Source organism: Mesorhizobium sp. P2_E9, from assembly GCF_056403815.1.
This window is the reverse complement of record NZ_JBFUET010000014.1, coordinates 144,343-163,244: the sequence shown is the minus strand read 5'-3', so window position 1 is coordinate 163,244 and position 18,902 is coordinate 144,343. Positions and strand designations below refer to the sequence as shown.

The following is an 18,902-nucleotide window of genomic DNA, read 5'->3' as shown; positions in this document are numbered from 1 at the left end:
ATGCGCATCAGCAGGATCAACGTCTACTCGACCCAGCTTCCCATCAAGGGTGGCGCCTACAAGATGGCGAGCGCCGACGTCCACTCATTGGACAGCACGCTTGTCGAGGTTGTGACAGATGACGGCATTACGGGATGGGGCGAAACCTGCCCCGTCGGGCCAGTCTATCAACCCCATCACGCGCTAGGGGCTCGGGCTGCGATAGCCGAGATCGCGCCCGGCCTTATTGGAGAGTCGACCCAGTCGCCGCGACATCTGGCCAAGCGGATGGATGAAAGACTGAATGGGCACAACTACGCCAAGGCGGCGCTCGACATAGCGTTCCTCGATCTCATCGGTCAGCGTCTTGGCGTGCCGGTGTCGACGCTGCTGGGCGGAGCGCTGACAGACCGCGTGCCGTCCTACTACTCTACGATCGTGGGCTCTCCGGACGAAACCGCGCGTATCGCCGCCGACAAGGTCAAGGCGGGCTACCCGCGTATCCAGGTCAAGATTGGTGGTCGCAACCTGGAAAAGGACGCGGCGACAGTGCACAAGGTCTGGGAGGCTGTGGGCCTCAAGGCAAGCATAGTTGTGGACGGCAATCGAGGTCTATCGGTGGCGTCTGCCCTTCACCTAGATCGGCTTTGCCAAAACATCCCCTTTGTGTTCGAGCAGCCCTGTAACAGCATGGAAGAGATTGCATCTGTCCGGGGCAGGGGTATCCATCCCATCTATCTGGACGAGAACACCGAAGACCTGAATGCGGTATTGCGTGCCATCTCATCGGGTATTGCGGATGGTTTTGGCTTCAAAGTCACGCGTCTGGGCGGACTGACCAAAATGATGACCGCTCGCGATATGTGTTCCATCCGGTCGCTGCCGCACACCTGCGACGACGCATGGGGCGGAGACGTGATCGCGGCCGCCTGCGTGCATCTCGCCGCAACGGTCGACCCGCGGCGCTTCGAAGGCGCTTGGATCGCCCAGGAATATATTGAAGGTCACTACGATAACAAGAACCCCGTGGTCATAGACAATGGCCATATCGCCGTGCCGCAGCGACCTGGCCTCGGTGTGAAGCCCGAAGCAGGCATCTTTGGCGTCCCGGCAGCGAGTTATGGTTCTTGATGAACGCTGTGGCCCGCATCCGCGAAACCTGCAACTCGGTCCACGCTGACGCTGCGTTTCAAGTGTCGGGGAAGCCGCATGAGGTCGCCGTGCTCGTGTTGCCGGGATTCTCCCATCTAGCGCTTCACGCCTATATCGAGCCCTTCCGCATAGCCAATACGGTTTCGCGGCTTCCTCTTTTCCGCTGGCGGATTGCGGGGGTCGACGGCCAAGCGGTTGTGGGCGCCAACGGGATCTCGATACCGGTGGACGTGACACTCGAGGAGTTGACAGCGGACAGGTCCCACAGTTGCAGGCTGAACCAACTCGTCGTCGTGGCAGGCGAACCAGTCGAAAAGCAGATGACGGCTCTGTTGCACTCGTTCCTGCGGCTAGTGGCGCGGCGAGGGGTATCGATATCGGCGATCGGCACGGCAACGTGGCTGCTCGCTCAAACGGGGCTTCTCGGAGATACCCGGTGCACCATTCATTGGTCGCGGCTCGCGGCTTTCTCAGAGGTTTTTCACAAGCCACGCATCCGTGATTCCCTGTTCGTCAGGGATGGCCAATATTCAACCTGCGGTGGTGAATTGGCGGCGTTCGACCTCGCGGTAGATCTCATTGCAAGTCACGCGGGCGCCTTCATCGCCCAAGAAGTGTGCCGTCAGGCGACGGTGGAAGGCCAGCGCTCCGGTTCGAACCGGCAGACGGGTCCTTCAGGCCTGGCGTTTGCAGGAGTCAGTGACAAGCTGGCGATGGCGATGCGCATTATGGAAGAAAATGTGGAAGTTCCGCTGTCGATGGGCGACGTTTCAGATCGGGTTGGGATTTCCCGGCGGCAGCTTGAACGCCTGTTTGCAATCCATGTAGGTCAACCACCGGCTCGTCACTACCTCGGGATCAGGGTCGACCACGCCAAGCGTCTGATCGAAGGCACGCGAATGCCCATCATAGACATTGCTGTTGCCTGCGGGTTTCTGTCGGCGTCGCATTTTGCCAAATGCTTCCGCATCATCAATGGCTTTTCGCCGCAGGAGTGCCGGGCAATGGTGCCCGTTTGGGTCGGGCCGGGGCTAGGTTGAAAAGCTCAGCTGCAGCGAAACCTTCGTCTCGCCGGCAAATCCCTCTGGGCGGATGCCTGATCAGTATAGGTTGAGGAGAATTTGATGAAATTCGAAGGGATCTACACGCCCGTCATCACGCCACATCATGACGACGGTTCAATCGATCGCGAGGCGTTCGTCAAAATTGTCGAGCACCTGATAGCATCAGGTGTGCACGGCATCATCATCGGTGGGTCGACGGGCGAATACTATGCGCAGTCGATGGAAGAGCGCGTCGAAATGACGAAGTTCGCCAAGGAAGTGATTGGCGATCGCGTGTCCCTTACCATCGGCACAGTCGCTATCCGTCTGCCAGACTCGATCCTGATGGCCGAGACCGCAGCCAAAATCGGCGCTTCGGCCATTCTCGTCGGATCGCCGCCCTATTCTGTACCCACCGAGCGCGAAAACGCCCTGAACGCCTTGGCGATCGACCGGGCGGCGGACCTCCCGATCATGCTGTATAACTACCCGGGCCGCATGGGGATCAACATGGGCGAGGATTTCCTCGACCGCGTCGCCCGCAGCCGCAATTTCTGCGCCATCAAGGAGAGCTCCGGCGACATCAACCGGGTGCATCTGCTAGCCCGCGACTACCCGCATATCCAGATGTCCTGCGGAATGGACGACCAGGCCCTGGAGTTCTTTGCATGGGGAGGGCGCAGCTGGGTCTGCGGCGGTTCGAACTTCCTGCCGAAGGAACATCTCGCGCTTTACCGCGCATGCGCGGTTGAAGGCAATTTCACCAAGGGGCGTCGGATCATGTCCGCCCTGATGCCTCTGATGCGCGTGCTGGAGCAAGGTGGGAAATTCATTCAATGCATCAAGCATGGCTGTGAAATGGAGGGATTTCGTGCCGGCCCCCCACGACCGCCGCTAAAGGGATTGAACAAGGACGATATGCGTCAACTGGAACAAGTCGTGCGGGTCCTGAAGCGCACGATTGCGGAAATTGAAGCGGAGGCATGAGCATGGGCAATCTTCTCACACACGACGAATATTCCGCGATTGCCGCCAAACTGGAATTTCCGAGCCAGGCATTCATCGACGGCCGCTTCAGACCGGCAATCTCGGGCAAAACATTCGAAACGACCAATCCCGCCACGGGCAGGGTACTGGCGAAGGTTGCCTCCTGCGGTCCCGAGGACGTCGACTTTGCCGTACAAAAGGCACGCGACGCGTTCGAGGACGGTCGGTGGTCGCGCCTTCATCCGTCGGCGCGTAAGGAAGCTCTCATCCGCCTCACCAAGCTTATGAAGCGCAACGCTCACGAACTGGCGGTTCTGGAAAGCCTCGACAGCGGCAAGACAATCTATGACTGCGAGAACGTCGACGTTCCTGAAACCATCCACTGCCTCGCCTGGCATGCGGAACTGATCGACAAGATCTACGATCAGGTGGCGCCTGCCTCCGACAATCACATCGCAATGATCGTCCGCGAACCGGTCGGTGTCGTGGGCTTGGTCCTGCCCTGGAATTTCCCGCTGCTGATGCTAGCCTGGAAGATCGGACCGGCACTCGCCGCGGGCAACTCGATCATCGTCAAGCCGGCCAAGGAAACGAGCTTGACTGCGCTGCGTGTCGCCGAGCTGGCAATGGAGGCGGGCATTCCCTCCGGGGTCTTCAACGTGCTGCCGGGCGGCGGCTCCGAAGTCGGGGAACCGCTTGGGCGACACATGGACGTGGATATGGTGTCGTTCACGGGCTCCACGGAGACTGGAAGGCGCTTTCCGCGCTATTCAGCGGACTCGAACCTCAAGGAAGTGACCTTGGAGATGGGCGGGAAGAACCCGGCCGTCGTGCTGGACGACGCGGAGAATATCGACCGCGTTGCCGCCCACATCGTCAACGGCGCGTTCTGGAATATGGGGCAAAACTGCTCTGCCTCGTCGCGGCTCATCGTCCAACGCGGCATTAAGGACGAACTCCTCAAGCGGGTGATCGCGCATGCCCGGGAGTGGCCGATGGGCGACCCGCTGAATCCCGAGAACCGGGTGGGTGCGCTGGTTTCCAAGGCGCACTTCGAAAAAGTCTGCTCCTATCTCGAGAAGGGCCAGAAGGTGCTTCTCGGCGGAAAGGCCAAGGGTGGGTTCGTGGAACCCACGATCCTGGACGTCAGCGACCGCAACGCGAAGGTCGTGCGGGAAGAAATCTTTGGACCGATCCTGACGGTGCTGACTGTCGAGAGTTTCGATGAAGCCATTACGCTTGCGAACGACACGGAGTACGGACTGTGTGCGTCGATTTACACATCGAACGCGAAAAGAGCCATAAGGGGAGCACGTGCGATCCGGGCGGGTACCGTGACCGTCAACAGCTTCGGCGAGGGAGACATCACAACGCCTTTCGGAGGCTTCAAGTCTTCCGGCTTCGGCGGCCGCGACAACGGCATCCACGCCCACGACCAGTACACCAGAATCAAGACTATATGGCTTGATCTCACCGATGACGCGGACGAGGCGGTCGCGTGACTGTCCATAAGGCTGAAAGGCTGCCAGTCCAACGGGGGCCGGCAGCCTGGAACGCCATCCTCCCGGCCCAACCCTGTTCCGCGCCGCTTGAAGGCGATCTCCGCGTCGATGTCGCCATAGTCGGCGGCGGCTTCGCCGGTCTTTCAGCCGCCAAACGCCTACGCCAACAAGACGCGAACCTTCGGATCGCGGTTCTTGAGGCCGGCGGTCTCGCGGAAGGCGCTTCCGGCCGCAACTCCGGCTTCATGATCGACTTGCCTCACGATTTGCAATCCGATGATTACGCCGGAAAGGGTGTGGAGGAGGACAAGAAAATGATCGCGCTGAATCGGGCGGCCATTGGCTTCGCGAAGGAGTGCGTTGAAGAGTACGGAATGCACCCCGCCTATTTCGATCCGGCGGGCAAGATCAATGGCGCAGCCAGCGAGACCGCGCGCAACCTCAACGCAAGCTACGCCAGACACCTCACTGAATTGGGCGAAGCCAGCGAGATGCTCGACGCCAAGGCGATGCATGAGGTAACGGGAAGCCGCCACTACACGTCTGGCCTTTTCACGCCCGGGACAGTGATGATCCAGCCGGCGGGCTATATCCGGTCGCTTGGTAAAGGCCTTCGACGCGACGGCGTGTTCGTGCTCGAGAGATCGCCTGTCTCAAAGCTCGCAAGAGTGAACCAGGATTGGACGCTTGCAACGCCCAATGGCCATGTCACCGCGGCGAAGGTCATTCTTGCCAACAACGGGCACCTTGAAAGCTTTGGCTTCGCGCGCAAGCGCCTCATGCATGTTTTCCTCTACGCCTCGATGACTGCCGAACTCGACGCTGAAGTCCTTTCCAAGTTGGGAGGGCAGCCTCGTTGGGGCGTTACCCCTTCCGATCCGATGGGTACGACGATGCGGCGCATCGACACCGCACAGGGCGGAAACCGTATCGTCACCCGGACCTGCGCCAGCTATCTGCCTGGGATGGTGCCATCAAAGTCAGCGGTCGCCCGCGCGGCAAAAGTCCATCGGCGAAAATTCGCCGACCGCTTTCCTGCCATCGCCGATGTTCCCATGGAATACAGTTGGGCCGGACACCTGTGCCTGACTTGGAACGGCGTCTCGGTGATGCGCGAACTGGAGCCGGGTCTTTTCTCGGCCTGCTGCTGCAATGGCCTGGGAACGGTGCGCAGTACGCTAACCGGCATCGCCGCCGCCGACATGTTGTTCAACCGATCCTCGGAAATCTCCGCGCATTTCATGTCTGAACCAGAACCACCGAAGCTCGTGCCGTCGCTTTTCGCCGAGATCGGCGCCAACCTCTATTTCCGTTGGAAAGAGTGGAGAGCCCGTGAGGAGTAGCGTACCCGTGTATCTCGACGAAAACACAGAGGACCTTTCCACTGTGATCCGTGCGATTGGAGAGGGAGTATGCGACGGCTTCGGAATGAAGATGACCCGCATTGGTGGTCTCCATGCAATGGCGACGGTGCGGGATCTTTGCGAGGCACGTTCAATGCCTCATACTGGCGACGACGCGTGGGGCGGCGACATTCTCGCCGCCGCCTGTGTTCAAATCGGTGCGACCGTCAGTCCCCGCCTGAACGAGGGCATCTGGATCGCGGCACCGTATATCGAAGGCCACTATGACGAGAAGAATGGAGTGTCCGTTGAAGCGGGACACGTCAGGCTTCGGAGTGGGCTGGCCTGGGAGTTGTTCCGCAGGAATCCCGCTTTGGCCCTCCGGTGGCATCTTATAGTTTATCGGCGAATGCCAGCCGACCGAGAGCGATCCCGGCCGGCACAAGTCACGAACTTGCGGCTCAAGACGGAAGGGCCAGCCACCCTTGACATGGCGTCAAGGCGTAAAATGGGAAGAGGGAAACCATGAAAACGCGTGCCGCAGTCGCTGTTGGTGCTGGAAAGCCGCTGGAGATCATGGAGGTCGACCTCGAGGGTCCGCGTGAAGGCGAGGTGCTGGTCGAGATCAAGGCGACCGGCATCTGCCACACCGACGAGTTCACCCTGTCGGGCGCCGATCCCGAAGGCCTGTTTCCGGCCATCCTCGGCCATGAAGGCGCCGGCGTGGTGGTCGATGTCGGCAAGGGCGTCACCTCGGTCAGGAAGGGCGACCACGTCATTCCGCTCTATACGCCCGAATGCCGGCAGTGCCCGTCCTGCCTGTCGCGAAAAACCAATCTGTGCACCGCCATCCGCGCCACCCAGGGCCAGGGCCTGATGCCCGACGGTTCCTCGCGCTTTTCGATCGGCAAGGACAAGATCTTTCACTACATGGGCTGCTCGACCTTCTCAAACTTCACCGTGCTGCCGGAGATCGCGCTGGCCAAGGTCAACCCCGACGCCCCCTTCGACAAGATCTGCTACATCGGCTGCGGGGTCACCACCGGCATCGGCGCTGTCATCAACACCGCCAAGGTTGAGATCGGCGCGACCGCTGTCGTCTTCGGTCTCGGCGGCATCGGCCTCAACGTCATCCAAGGCCTGCGCCTTGCTGGCGCCGACATGATCATCGGCGTCGATTTGAACAACGACAAGAAAGCCTGGGGCGAGAAATTCGGCATGACCCATTTCGTCAATCCGAAGGAGATCGACGGCGATGTCGTGCCTTACCTGGTCAACATGACCAAGCGCGGTGCCGACCAGATTGGCGGCGCCGACTACACATTCGACTGCACCGGCAGCACCAAGGTGATGCGCCAGGCGCTGGAAGCCTCGCATCGCGGGTGGGGCAAGTCGGTCGTCATTGGCGTTGCCGGCGCCGGCCAGGAGATTTCGACCCGGCCATTCCAGCTGGTCACCGGCCGCACCTGGATGGGCACCGCCTTTGGCGGCGCGCGCGGCCGCACCGACGTGCCAAAAATTGTCGACTGGTACATGGACGGCAAGATCCAGATAGACCCGATGATCACCCACACGCTGAAGCTCGAGGACATCAACAAGGGTTTTGATCTCATGCATGAGGGCAAATCGATCCGAAGCGTCGTCGTTTACTGAAGCAAAGCCACAAGCCGCCGACCGATCGGCCTGCGGCCTCTGTGGTTCACAACTGGAGGAGAAAAGAATGGCCGAGAAACTGCATCCGAAAATCGACAATGGCCTGCCGAGGGAAAGCGCAAGCTTTGCCGGCGGCACGCTGGTCTGCGCCTGCACCAGCAAGCCGGTGAAGGTGAAGGTCAAGGGCCAGATCGCCCACAACCACGCCTGCGGCTGCACGAAGTGCTGGAAGCCGGACGGTGCTGTGTTCTCGGTCGTGGCCGTCGCCGGCACGGGCGACGTCACCGTCACCGAAAATGGCGACAAGTTGAAGGTGGTCGATCCGGCAGCGCTGATCCAGCGCCATGCCTGCACCAGCTGCGGCGTTCACATGCATGGCCCGGTCGAGCGCGACCACCCGTTCAAGGGCCTGACCTTCATCCATCCCGAGCGCTTCGAGGAAGACGGCTGGTCGCCGCCGGGCTTCACCGCCTTCGTCTCCTCGATCATCGAATCCGGTGTCGATCCCAAGCGCATGGATGGCATCCGCGCGCAGCTGAAGACAATTGGGCTCGAACCCTATGACTGCCTCAATCCAGGCCTGATGGACTATATCGCCACCTGGACGGCGAAGAAGTCCGGCGCCTTGCCGGCTTGAAGACCTGAAACGTCATGGGGCCGGCACAGCGATCCGGCCCCATATTTCATTGCAAGCAAGATGCACGACGCGGCACGTCCAGCAAAAAACCGATTGGCCGGCATTCAAAGAATTCGCCTTCCCTGGGTTGGAAGCATTGGAGACCTGAGCAGAGATGTCCAATTTTCCATTCGCCCGCTTGAACCTGGCTAACACAACACCGTTTGACGCCTCTAGTCGTATCGATTGGATCGTTGCGGGACTTGTCGAACGCTACCTTGCTGCCGGGATAAAGGGCTTCGTGCTTAGCTTCGGCACCGGGATGCGCGTGTACCTTACAAAGGAGAATCCAAGAACTTGCACAGCGGGGCAGCAGCATGACCCGATTTTTAAAGATCCGAGCCTAAAAGCCCCGCATCAACCACGTCCGGCCTCTCTGGCTCAAAGCCGCGGCTCAACTCATTAACACAGCGTCGAATGGACACCTCGTAAGCTTCTCATAGCCGTCGTCCGTTATCAGGACCTGCTCTTCGAGTTTTACGCCTTCACGGCCCCCAACGGCGCCAATGTATGCCTCGACACACAACGTCATGCCCGGCTCAAGAATGTAGTCGAACGCCCCCGGAATGAAATCCTCGGGATAATAGATTGCCGGATATTCGTCACACAGCCCGATACCATGCATCATTGCGCCGTATCGTTGATCAACGAATTCCTTTGGCAATTTGTGGCCATGCCGTGTGAGTTCAGTGAATGAAATACCTGGCCGCAAAAGTTCCATGTTGGTCGTTATGTGCTCGAGAGCGATGGCGTGAAGTCTGCGTTGTTCGTCGCTCGGGCGCCCATCGCCGCAAAACCAAGTTCGCGAAAAATCCGCGCACATACCGTATGGTCCCACCATATCAGTATCGAAGGCAACCAGATCTCCTGTCTGGATCCTGCGTGGCCCGGCCTCCTGCATCCAGGGATTTGTTCTGGGGCCTGAGGTCAGAATACGCGTCTCGATCCATTCGCCGCCACGTGCGATATTTTCGGCATGGAGAATTGACCACAATTCGGTCTCAGCAATGCCTGGTCGCAAAGACTCACGCATTTTCGCGACCGCAATCTCGCAAGTTGCAAGGGAGCAGCGCATGGCATTGATCTCGTCGATGCCCTTTACAGCCCTTGCATGCTCCATCAGTTGCATACCGTTGCAGATATCGATGCCGGCGGCGTCCAGTGCGCGCAAGCCGGGGATCTCGATCTTGTCGACGGCAAGTCGGCGGTTCTTGCCTCCATGGGTCCGTAATAGCTCATCAATTTGCCCTGCAAAATCCTTGGCAACGGCTTCCTCCTGATCGCCAGACACGAAATAGTAAAAGCCCGCACCGCCCGCGCGAATCTCGTTCACCAATGGCAGATGCTCCGAAAGGTGCCCGCAACGATGGAAGTCCCAAAGAACAACGTATCCATCGGCTGAAACAAAAACAGCACGTGATGGATTGTGCGTGATCCAAAGATGCATGTTCGAGGAGTCAGTTGCATATCGGATGTTCAGTGGATCGAAGCACAGCACGCCGGCGTAATCCCGCTGGCGCAGCTGTTGCACGATGCGGTCCAGACGGGTTTTCCTCATCCTTTCCAGGTTGGGAGGAGTGAGGCCCAACGCTGCCCACTCGGCGAAGGCGACATCTGTCGGTCCGATCTCCACCCGATCGTTCTCATCTATGGTTCCATCTGGCTTCAGTGCCGTCGCCCGGCGCGTCGGATCAATTTTGTTCTTCGAGACGGAAAACGAGGACATTCTTGATGGTTCCTGCTGCTGAAGATGTGTCGGTGTATCGCCGGATTGCTGGATTTGGCTCGGGGCTCCGCGCTGCTGAAGGCGGGAAGAATTTTGCCCTCCATAAGATCAATTCAGCTGGGATTTGTGAGCTATCAGCCTCGACAGGCACTTGGACTGGCACCGAAGGCCTGGCGGAAGCATTTCGAAAAATGTGAGGCCGAGGCGAAACCTGAGGCGATCGCTATCTCAACAATTGGCAACTCTGTTTGTTCAATGAGACGCTTGGCGCGGCTAAGTCTCAAATGCAGGTAGAATCGCATGGGGGACGATGTGATCGACCGCTGGAAAAGCCGTTCGATCTGACGCTGCGAGCGACCGACGCATTTTGCGATGTAAAGGAGCGGCAGCGGGTCCTCAATATGCTCCTCCATGATCCGAATGACGTCTACTAGCGCCTTGCAGATACCGGTTTCACCAGCATTGATAGTCGATTGCCTATCAGAGGCGGGGCGCCAATGGCCGGCAGTCGTATGTCGGCAGACAGCCAACGCGATGTCTCTGCCAAGGCGCTCGCTGATCAGCTCCATAACGAGGTCGAAGGACGCGAATTCTCCTGCGCAAGTCAGGAGGTGAGTATCGCGAACGAACAGTTGGTCGGTAACTTGGAGGCGGCCGAACTTTTCCGAGAGGGCGGCCCTCTGGTTCCAATGGATTGTGCAAGCGGTATCGTCGAGTAATCCGCTTTCCGCCAGCAGCCATGTGGCGGTACCCAACGCCGCGATTGGAACCCCTTGCCGCTTGCAAAGCCGAAGAATCTTCGTGAGGGAAGTCGACACCTGCTTTTGGACCGGCTCGCCCGCGCAGACGATGACCATGCTTGGTCCCCTGCCGGACTGAATGCATTCTCCGAAATTACCGCCGACCGAAAGGATGAACCCGCTGGCGCATTCAACTGGCTGGCCATCCGGGCTCGCAATCGTCCACTCGAAGGCGGATCGTCCGGAGATCGAATTGGCAAGGCGAAGCGGATCCACGAAGGATGAAAGGCCGAGCTGGGAAAATCCCGGAAGTGCAAGAATGACCAGTCGGTACACGTCGTGGGTGTCGATCACCTGCCGGCCGGGATTCCATCCCACGATCCTCGAACTGCCTCCTGCTGAAAATGGCGCATTCATAAGGGGATACATCCTCGTTGACGGACATCAACATCGGGCAGGGCGTTGGCACCAGCGTCTTGCAGGATGGACACCGCCGCCATCAGCCGCGGACGTTGTGCTTGCGCTTCATGAAGTCCTTGGCGGTCTCGACCGCCACAGCCGCGTCGCGGCAATAGGCATCGGCGCCGACGGCCTTGCCGAATTCCTCGTTGAGCGGCGCGCCGCCAACCAGCACGACATAGTCGTCGCGGATGCCCTTTTCCTTCATCGTGTCGATGACGACCTTCATGTAGGGCATGGTCGTGGTCAAAAGCGCCGACATGCCGATGATGTCGGGCTGATGCTCCTCAATCGCAGCCATATATTTCTCGACCGCATTGTTGATGCCGAGGTCAATGACGTCGAAGCCAGCACCTTCCATCATCATGCCGACCAGGTTCTTGCCGATGTCGTGGATGTCGCCCTTGACGGTGCCGATAACCATCTTGCCCTGCTTCGGCGCGCCGGTGGCGATGAGCAGCGGTCGGAGGATGAACATGCCGGCCTTCATCGCGTTGGCCGAGAGCAGCACTTCGGGAACGAACAGGATGCCGTCGCGAAAATCCTCGCCGACGATGCGCATGCCTTCGACAAGCGCCTCGGTCAGAACCGTGTAGGGCTGCCAGCCGCGCTCGAGAAGGATGTGCGTTCCTTGCTCGATTTCTTCCTTCAGCCCGTCATAGAGGTCGTCGTGCATCTGCTGCACCAACTCATCGTCGGAAAGTTCGGAAAGGATGATCTCGTCGTCGGCCATGTTGGGTCGCCTCACGCATAGTTCAAAGGAGGTCGGCACCCCATGCTCGATGGGGCACCGACCAGGCTTCCGGTTGGAGCCTTGGGAGTCTGCTAGGCTGCCAGCCAGACTTTCTGCAGATCCATCTGGAAGGTCTGATGGATCGCGTAGTTCTGGACCTTCTTGCTCATATGACCAAAGAGGCTCTGCCAGAATGGCTGGATGATCACGCCGGAGTCCTGCAAGATGGTTTCGAGGTCCTTCATAAGTTCTTTCCGCTTGGCGGGATCGCTGACCGAGAACGCCGTTTTGAGCTTGGCATCGAAATCAGGATTAGCGTAGGCGGTCTCATTCCATGCCTCGCCGGTCCGATAAGCCAGAGCGAGCACCTGGACGCCCAGCGGCCGCATGTACCAGACGGTTAGGGAATACGGGTATTTCGCCCAGTCGTTCCAGAATGTGGAGCCTGGAAGCACCGTGCGCTTCACCTTGAAGCCAGCCTCGCGCAACTGGGCCGCAATCGCGTCGCCGGTATTCTTCTGCCACTCCTCGTCGATGGATATCAGCTCGTGCTCGAAGTTGGCGTGTCCCGAGTCTGCCATCACCTTCTTGGCGCCATCGAGATCGCGCGCCTTCTTTGGCAACGCATAGTATTCAGGGTGGATCGGGCTGACATGGTGGTTCTCACCGACGACGCCGCGGCCATTGTAGCCGAGTTGAAGAACGGCATTGTTGTCGACTGCCATTTGAAGAGCGTTGCGGACTTTCTTGTCGTCATACGGTTTGTTCGTCGTGTTGGTGCGGCATACCAATGTCGTCGCGGTGGCGACCTCCGACTTGACCACGTCCATCTTATTCAAGATGTCGATGAAGTCCGCCGGCGTTTCGAGGTTCATGTCGACCTCGCCGGAGTCGAATGCCGACACCGTCGCCTGGAAGTCGGTTCCGTAGTCGATGAACTGTACGCCGTCGAGCAGGGCCTCGCCGCCCCACCACTTGCCATTGGTCCGGCGCTTCACCTCAGCCTTGCTGCCGACCGAGTATGAGACGAGCTCGAACGCTCCGGTGCCGATCGGCTTCTTGATCGGATCGGCGCCGTCCTTGTCGAAGTCGCGATGCACGATCAGTCCAGGGTAGTCGGTAAAATTGGCGATAATTGCGATATCGGGTTGGCTAAGCTTCAGCTTGACCGTGTGGTCGTCGACTTTGACGATCGCGCCGTCGCGCGCCTTGCCGGACTTGGCGTCCATCAGGGCACCGACACGGGACGCCATTGAATTGCCCGATACACCCTTGTCGCACCAGCGAGTGATATTAAAGACCACGTCATCGGCGTCGAACGCGGCGCCGTTGTTCCAAGTGACGCCCTTGCGGACGTGGAGCGTATACTCGGTGGCGTCGTCGTTGATCTCCCAGCTTTCGAGCAGGACGGGTTCGAACGTGAACTTGTGCGTGTAGGTCACAAGGGGCTCGAGCCAGCTCCGTGTAATGTTGGCCATTTCCACCCAGTCGTAGGTGCGGGGATCCTTCTGCGCCTTGACAGGCATGGAGACGCGTAGGGTGCCGCCCTTGCTTGGTTCGGCTGCATGCGCCGTTTGGGGCAGGGCCACTCCAATCAGGCCATAAGCCATCGCTGCGGAGGCGCCGAAGGTGCTTGCGAGCGCCAGAAACTCGCGCCTATCCATCCTGCCAGCCTTGACCTCACCCGCCATTTCCTCGACCGCAGCGGGTATGCGGTCCCCATTGCTTTTGAAAAATCCCATTTTTGTTCTCCCTTGTTGTGTTCCCGTTTGATTGACTTTGTTGGTCGAGTCGGAGGCAGAGCGTCAGGCAATGCTTGGCGAAATCTCCTCCTGGCGTTTCGCCACAAAAGCATCGAGCTCCTCGCGCACGGCAGGGTCCATCGGCGGTTGCTCGTAGCTCGCGATGATCGATTTCGCCTTCTCACGGCAACGCTGCGCCATGTCCTTGGAGCCTTTGACCTTCCACTGCTCGTAGCTGAGGTAGTCGAGGATCTCCGGCGCGAAGAATGCGTCCTTGAAGCGCTTGAGCGTGAAGGAATCTCCGAGATAGTGGCCGCCGGGACCGATGCGCCGCACGGCCTCGAGAGCGTCGTCGAAATGCTCGAAAGAAATCCCCTGCGCGTATTTTTCGATCAGCAGGTTCTGTTCGGCATCGGCGACAAACTTCGCCATGCAGCATACGAGGCCGGCCTCATCCCAGCCGCCTGCATGCATCATCAGGTTCGCGCATGCGCTCGCCCCAGACATGTAGGCGATCGCCGACTCGTATCCGGACTGAGCATCAAAGGTCTTGGCGGACGACTGGGATGCAGTCGTTCGCCACGGCAGACCATACCGCCTTGCCAGCTGGCCGATGACGGCGTTGATCAGAGTGACTTCGGGCATGCCGGACATCGGGGCCCCGCTGCGCATCGACACCGAGACTGAATATTGCCCATAGATCATTTTGGCGCCGGGCCTGACCAACTGGGTGTAGGCGAGCGCTGCGAGCGCCTCGGCGTTCAACTGGGCGATTGTGGCCGGGATGTCGGCGGGTGTGTTTGCGGCACCGAGCACAAAAGGCGACAGCAGGACGACCTGGTTCGCGTCGACGAAAGCGCGGAGCCCTTCCAGCATGGTCGAATCCCAAACCAGCGGCGAGTTTCCCGATACGTGACCCATCATCACCGCGTTCTGGTCCATAAAAGCCTTGCCGTGAACGATCTGCCCCATGGCGATCGAATCGTCGGCTCGCTGCTTCCCGGTCGTCAGACCGAAGAAGGGCATGTTCGTTTCCACCAGGCTCGAATGGTTGATGTGCAGATGGCGCCATGGAACAGCGATGTCGGTCGGCTCACAGGTGAACCCGCCGGCGATATGGAACCCCGGCAGCATCTGGGTCAGCCGGTTCATGTTCCGCAGATCCTCGATCGTGGATGCGCGTCGCACACCCTCAAGGTCGCGGACGTTTGGCGCGCCTTGCATGGCGCCGAAGGTCATTGTGTCCGGCGCGATCTCGAAACGCTGTGACGGATCGCGAGATGTCATCTCAAAACGGGATGGGGCCTTCGAGATGAGATGCATCAGCATCTCGCCGTCGAGGCGCACACGTTGGCCTTGGACATCGGCGCCAGCCTCCTTCCATTGCCGGATCGCCGTCTCATCCCGGAATTCGATTCCGATCTCGCGCAGGATCGCCAACGAAGCCTGGTGAATGCGCTCAAGCTGCTCAGCAGTCACAGCCTCCACGGGCCGAATGCCGTACTTGATGGTCGAGACGCGAGGCCTCTTCTCGGCTTCCCGGGCAGCTACGACCGACGCGCGTCCTCCGCGACGCCGGATTACGGGAATATCAGTGTCCATCATCGCGTTTTCCCAGAGGGGGGCAAAAGGTCCCCGCCAACAGAACTTTCTTCGGTCCGCGTACGGAACGCGGCCCTGTTCGTTGACGTTGATGATAGGGGCCAACAACCTTCCTGAGAATTCGCAAAAGGTTTCGCTGGTGTTAAATTCAGTTTATGCCTAGGTCGACAGCGCAGGCACTCGCTACCTGGTAAGGACAGCCCGAAAAGCGATGCGGAGGTGGGTATGAGAACCGAGGGAGCGTTGACCGGTAGCCGTCTAGCCTAAGGGCGTAATTCCTTTGACTGAGCGAGGAACCAGTCCACCAGAACCTTGCACCTCTTGTTTTTGCCTGCGTCATCATTGGACAAGAGGAAGAAGGCGCGGTCGGTTTTGATCTCAGTCGCGATGGGCCGAACCAGCAGGCGGTTGTTAAGTAGGTGTTGGGCGGTCAGGGACCATCCCAGCGAGATTCCTTCGCCTGCAAGAGCTGCCTGGAGCGCCAGCTGATAGTCGTTGAAAACAATGTTCGGTTTGGTCTCGCTGGCATCTCCGCCTGCAAGCGCGACCCATTCGGGCCAGCTCATTCGCTTGCGAAAGGCATCGGACGAATGAATGAGCTGATGTCGAACCAGCTCATCGACGCTCTTTGGAGCGGGGTGCGCCAGAAGATATGCGGGGGAGCAGACGGGGAAAATGATCTCGTCGCATACGAACCAGCTGTTGACCCTATCAAAATCCCGTGGCCGCACCCATACGGTGACGTCTACTTCATGATCGGGCTCGATGTCCCGATCGGTGCCGACCACCTTGATCTTAACGTCCGGATGCTCTTCCTGGAAATGATAGAGCTGAGGCGCAAGCCAATGTGCCGCGAGGGATGTCGACGCAGCAAAAGTGACGTACTTCGTTCCGCGATCGGAAATGGTTTCAAGCCGCTGTTCCAGACGGCGGAAGCTAGTGCGCACCTCGTCGTAGAGCTGCCTGCCAGCCTCCGTCAGCTGCACTCCTCGATTGTCACGGGCAAAGAGCGCGGTCCCGCAATGCTTCTCGAACATCTTGATCGAGTGCGAGACACTCGGTTGCGTCACGCTGAGCTCGCTGGCTGCGCTTTTGAAACTTAGCGTTCTGGCCGCCGCTTCGAAGACAAAAAGCGAATGCGTCGAGGGCACCAGGCTACGAAGGTTTGACATGAAGCAGGTCTATATCAGATGCTATCTTTTCCGTCTACGAAACTCCCGCCAAGTGGTCTATTCGAACAGGAGAAAACGCGACCGCGCATCGTAGCCGAGCCTTCGTCACCGGCCGCCTTAACTCAGAGAGTTGGCAGTGAATTCGTTCAACCAAACAATGACCAAAGAGCGCAAAGTGGTTCAGCCACCTCATCCCGAACCGACTAATTCCGGCTGGTACACTACGGTAGGACCGGAGTTGGCGCTGCTGCCGCAGGAAGGCGACGTTGCTTGTGATTGCCTGGTGATTGGCGGCGGCTGGATGGGGCTGCACGCGGCGCGCCGATTTGCCGAACTCAACCCGCAGTCTTCGGTTGTCCTGGTAGACGCCGGCCGCATTGGAAACAATGCATCCGGACGGTGCATGGGTTTCGTCATCGATCTCGCGCACAATCCTCGGAAGCGCGATTTCGTCGAAGACATCAAGGGGAACAAGGAAGAGCTGTTCGTTAACCTGGACGGGATCGCCTACATCCGAAGCGCCGTCGACGAGCATGGGGTCGATTGCGACTGGGACGCGCAGGGAAAATACCACAGCGCGGCCACCGCTCACGGTGTGGAGGACCTGCACCGCTTTTCGGAGGCGCTGGATAAGCTTGGGCAGAACTACAGCTGGGTCGAGACTCCCGAAATCCAGGCGATCACCGGCAGCAAGCACTACATCAAAGCCTTGCATCATCCTGGCACCGTCTTGGTCCAGCCTGCGAAGTATCTCAAGAACGCGACAAGAAGCCTGCCCGCGAACGTCACCGTTCACGAAAACACTCCCATCGTGGCGGTGCAGTTCGGGGCGCCGAAGCACATCTGCGAGACGCCCTCCGGAACGATCAGAGCTTCGAAGGTCATCATCTGCGCGTCAGGCTATCTGACGAAGTTCGGTTTCTTCGACAACCGCGCCATACCGCTGTATACATTTGCGAGCATGACACGACAGCTCACCGAGAGCGAGCTTTCGCGGGTGGGAAACAAGAACGCCTACGGGCTTATTCCAGCTAACAGCTTCGGCACGACGGTTCGTCGCACGATCGACAACCGGCTTTTCCTTCGCAACGTCTATTCCTATGCGACTGACTTCAAGACCACCACGCAGGACGTGATGAGGGCTCGAGTGCAGCAGCAGATCGCCTTCGATCGGCGGTGGCCGGAGCTCTCGTCGATCGGCTTCGAGGCCAGCTGGGGCGGCCTTCTTACCCTCGCGCAAAATGGCGGAATGGTCTTCGGCGAGTTGGCGGAGAAGGTCTACGGCGCCGCATTCTGCAACGGAACAGGCGTCGCGCGGGGAGCTGCCTTCGGCAAGGCCATAGCCGACCTGGCGTCAGGGCGATCGTCGCCGGTAGTCGACATCCTCAAGACGCGCGCAAGTCCCAGCAAGCCCTATCCCAGGCCTGTCACAGCGATGGGCGTTCGAATCGTAACCGCGGTCCGTTTCCGACAGGCCGGAGCTGAAGTCTAGATACAACGAGAGAGATCATGGCGGACCTGAAGGGCATAAATCTGGCAATGCAAACACCGTTCGATGAGAATGGTGCGATCAACTATTCGATTTTCGAGGATCTGATCGACAAGTACGTCGCCGCAGGTGTTCACGGGCTGGTGCTTGGCGCAGGGACCGGGCAACATCCCTATCTTACCGAGGCCGAGTGCAACCGCCTCTACGAAGTAGGCGCAAAGCGAATAGCTGGTCGCTGCAACGTCATTTGCCAAACCTCCGCTTTGAATATGGACGAAGTCATCAGAAGGTCGCGTCACGCGGAGTCCGTCGGCGCCGACGCATTGATGGTGCTGCCACCCTACCTGGAGGGTCCGAGTGATGAGCAGGGAATCTTCGACTTCTACAAAGCGGTCGATGCTGAACTAGGTATCGACCTGGTCGGCTACAACATCCCACAGGCCACCGGCATTTCGGTTTCACCACAGCTGTTTGAGCGCCTGAGCCAGTTGAAGAACTTCAACTACATCAAGGACAGTGCAGGGGACTTTACTGTCCATCAGGAATACCTGCAGACAAGCGGCACGGTCCTCAATGGCTGCGACACCACCACACTCTACGCGTTGATGGCCGGGGCACGCGGCGTCATATGGGGCGGTGCGAATTACATGCCTTCTGAAGCGGTCGAGCTATATAGATTGGTGGACCGCAAGGAATACGAACAGGCGCTAGCGCTCTGGCAGCGCATGTTGCCCTCGTTGCTCTTTATCTGGAGGTCGCCCTATACGCCGTCGGTACTTCGAGCGGCGCAACTGCGCGGCTACGGAACAGGAAATGTTCGCAGCCCATTGAGAAAGCTATCGGCAGATCAGGAAGCGCAGCTTCGCCGTTCGCTTGAACCGTTGGGCGTCTAGAGCGAAGAGAG

The 18,902-nt window shown here is 59.2% G+C and carries 16 protein-coding genes; 10 read left to right on the top strand and 6 right to left on the bottom strand.

All coding sequences use genetic code 11. From position 1 onward, the window contains the following. The 8 genes from AC1D05_RS24750 (at window position 1) to gfa (ending at window position 8,296) form a co-directional block, all read left to right on the top strand. Window positions 1–1,110 carry a mandelate racemase/muconate lactonizing enzyme family protein gene (locus AC1D05_RS24750; RefSeq protein ID WP_477444343.1) on the top strand — a complete coding sequence of 370 codons (1,110 nt, stop codon included), beginning with the start codon at window positions 1–3 and terminating at the stop codon, window positions 1,108–1,110. Continuing rightward, window positions 1,110–2,171: a GlxA family transcriptional regulator gene (locus AC1D05_RS24745; RefSeq protein ID WP_477444342.1), complete on the top strand. Its 1,062-nt coding sequence runs from the start codon at window positions 1,110–1,112 to the stop codon at window positions 2,169–2,171. Before AC1D05_RS24750 ends, AC1D05_RS24745 begins: the two co-directional genes overlap by 1 nt. Window positions 2,172–2,255: 84 nt before the next feature. Continuing rightward, a complete protein-coding gene (locus tag AC1D05_RS24740) occupies window positions 2,256–3,161 on the top strand; it encodes a dihydrodipicolinate synthase family protein (protein ID WP_477444341.1) in 906 nt (301 codons plus the stop codon). Between the two features lie 2 nt (window positions 3,162–3,163). Beyond that, on the top strand, window positions 3,164–4,663 hold the full coding sequence (locus AC1D05_RS24735; protein ID WP_477444340.1) for an aldehyde dehydrogenase: 1,500 nt from the start codon (window positions 3,164–3,166) through the stop codon (window positions 4,661–4,663). Further along, window positions 4,660–6,006 (top strand): NAD(P)/FAD-dependent oxidoreductase, encoded by a 1,347-nt coding sequence (locus tag AC1D05_RS24730; RefSeq protein ID WP_477444339.1) that lies wholly within the window; start codon window positions 4,660–4,662, stop codon window positions 6,004–6,006. Before AC1D05_RS24735 ends, AC1D05_RS24730 begins: the two co-directional genes overlap by 4 nt. Next, complete coding sequence (locus AC1D05_RS24725) at window positions 5,996–6,535, top strand: enolase C-terminal domain-like protein (protein WP_477444338.1); 540 nt, start codon at window positions 5,996–5,998, stop codon at window positions 6,533–6,535. Before AC1D05_RS24730 ends, AC1D05_RS24725 begins: the two co-directional genes overlap by 11 nt. Beyond that, complete coding sequence (locus AC1D05_RS24720; RefSeq protein ID WP_477444337.1) at window positions 6,532–7,659, top strand: S-(hydroxymethyl)glutathione dehydrogenase/class III alcohol dehydrogenase; 1,128 nt, start codon at window positions 6,532–6,534, stop codon at window positions 7,657–7,659. Before AC1D05_RS24725 ends, AC1D05_RS24720 begins: the two co-directional genes overlap by 4 nt. A 67-nt stretch (window positions 7,660–7,726) precedes the next feature. Next, window positions 7,727–8,296, top strand: a complete 570-nt coding sequence (gene gfa, locus AC1D05_RS24715) for an S-(hydroxymethyl)glutathione synthase (protein ID WP_477444336.1) — start codon at window positions 7,727–7,729, stop codon at window positions 8,294–8,296. Between the two features lie 433 nt (window positions 8,297–8,729). Here the strand turns inward: gfa and dddP are convergent, their stop codons facing one another. The 6 genes from dddP to AC1D05_RS24685 all read right to left on the bottom strand — a co-directional run bounded on the left by dddP (window position 8,730) and on the right by AC1D05_RS24685 (window position 16,509). Then, on the bottom strand, window positions 8,730–10,061 hold the full coding sequence (gene dddP, locus AC1D05_RS24710; protein ID WP_095774066.1) for a dimethylsulfonioproprionate lyase DddP: 1,332 nt from the start codon (window positions 10,059–10,061) through the stop codon (window positions 8,730–8,732). 134 nt (window positions 10,062–10,195) lie between these two features. After that, window positions 10,196–11,155 carry a GlxA family transcriptional regulator gene (locus tag AC1D05_RS24705; protein WP_477444335.1) on the bottom strand — a complete coding sequence of 320 codons (960 nt, stop codon included), beginning with the start codon at window positions 11,153–11,155 and terminating at the stop codon, window positions 10,196–10,198. A 145-nt stretch (window positions 11,156–11,300) separates the two neighbouring features. Then, complete coding sequence (locus AC1D05_RS24700; RefSeq protein ID WP_477444334.1) at window positions 11,301–11,993, bottom strand: corrinoid protein; 693 nt, start codon at window positions 11,991–11,993, stop codon at window positions 11,301–11,303. Window positions 11,994–12,085: 92 nt separating this feature from the next. Next, a complete protein-coding gene (locus AC1D05_RS24695) occupies window positions 12,086–13,735 on the bottom strand; it encodes an ABC transporter substrate-binding protein (protein ID WP_477444333.1) in 1,650 nt (549 codons plus the stop codon). A 63-nt stretch (window positions 13,736–13,798) separates the two neighbouring features. After that, window positions 13,799–15,340 carry a trimethylamine methyltransferase family protein gene (locus tag AC1D05_RS24690; protein WP_477444332.1) on the bottom strand — a complete coding sequence of 514 codons (1,542 nt, stop codon included), beginning with the start codon at window positions 15,338–15,340 and terminating at the stop codon, window positions 13,799–13,801. 260 nt (window positions 15,341–15,600) lie between these two features. Continuing rightward, entirely contained in the window at window positions 15,601–16,509 is a 909-nt protein-coding gene (locus AC1D05_RS24685) for a LysR substrate-binding domain-containing protein (RefSeq protein WP_477444331.1), read from the bottom strand. Window positions 16,510–16,747: 238 nt separating this feature from the next. On the opposite strand from AC1D05_RS24685, the gene AC1D05_RS24680 reads away from it, so the two are divergent. Together AC1D05_RS24680 and AC1D05_RS24675 are read left to right on the top strand one after the other, a co-directional pair. Next, complete coding sequence (locus tag AC1D05_RS24680; protein ID WP_477444330.1) at window positions 16,748–18,001, top strand: NAD(P)/FAD-dependent oxidoreductase; 1,254 nt, start codon at window positions 16,748–16,750, stop codon at window positions 17,999–18,001. Between the two features lie 17 nt (window positions 18,002–18,018). Then, window positions 18,019–18,891: a dihydrodipicolinate synthase family protein gene (locus AC1D05_RS24675; protein ID WP_023731455.1), complete on the top strand. Its 873-nt coding sequence runs from the start codon at window positions 18,019–18,021 to the stop codon at window positions 18,889–18,891. Window positions 18,892–18,902: the final 11 nt, after the last annotated feature.

What these genes read in the sequence shown, in the direction of transcription:
- gfa (WP_477444336.1), top strand. Translation starts at nt 7,727, where the DNA reads ATGGCCGAGAAACTGCATCCGAAAATCGACAATGGCCTGCCGAGGGAA.
- AC1D05_RS24675 (WP_023731455.1), top strand. Translation starts at nt 18,019, where the DNA reads ATGGCGGACCTGAAGGGCATAAATCTGGCAATGCAAACACCGTTCGAT.
- AC1D05_RS24750 (WP_477444343.1), top strand. Translation starts at nt 1, where the DNA reads ATGCGCATCAGCAGGATCAACGTCTACTCGACCCAGCTTCCCATCAAG.
- AC1D05_RS24740 (WP_477444341.1), top strand. Translation starts at nt 2,256, where the DNA reads ATGAAATTCGAAGGGATCTACACGCCCGTCATCACGCCACATCATGAC.
- AC1D05_RS24735 (WP_477444340.1), top strand. Translation starts at nt 3,164, where the DNA reads ATGGGCAATCTTCTCACACACGACGAATATTCCGCGATTGCCGCCAAA.
- AC1D05_RS24720 (WP_477444337.1), top strand. Translation starts at nt 6,532, where the DNA reads ATGAAAACGCGTGCCGCAGTCGCTGTTGGTGCTGGAAAGCCGCTGGAG.
- AC1D05_RS24685 (WP_477444331.1), bottom strand. Translation starts at nt 16,509, where the DNA reads ATGTCAAACCTTCGTAGCCTGGTGCCCTCGACGCATTCGCTTTTTGTC.
- dddP (WP_095774066.1), bottom strand. Translation starts at nt 10,061, where the DNA reads ATGTCCTCGTTTTCCGTCTCGAAGAACAAAATTGATCCGACGCGCCGG.
- AC1D05_RS24690 (WP_477444332.1), bottom strand. Translation starts at nt 15,340, where the DNA reads ATGATGGACACTGATATTCCCGTAATCCGGCGTCGCGGAGGACGCGCG.
- AC1D05_RS24695 (WP_477444333.1), bottom strand. Translation starts at nt 13,735, where the DNA reads ATGGGATTTTTCAAAAGCAATGGGGACCGCATACCCGCTGCGGTCGAG.
- AC1D05_RS24745 (WP_477444342.1), top strand. Translation starts at nt 1,110, where the DNA reads ATGAACGCTGTGGCCCGCATCCGCGAAACCTGCAACTCGGTCCACGCT.
- AC1D05_RS24700 (WP_477444334.1), bottom strand. Translation starts at nt 11,993, where the DNA reads ATGGCCGACGACGAGATCATCCTTTCCGAACTTTCCGACGATGAGTTG.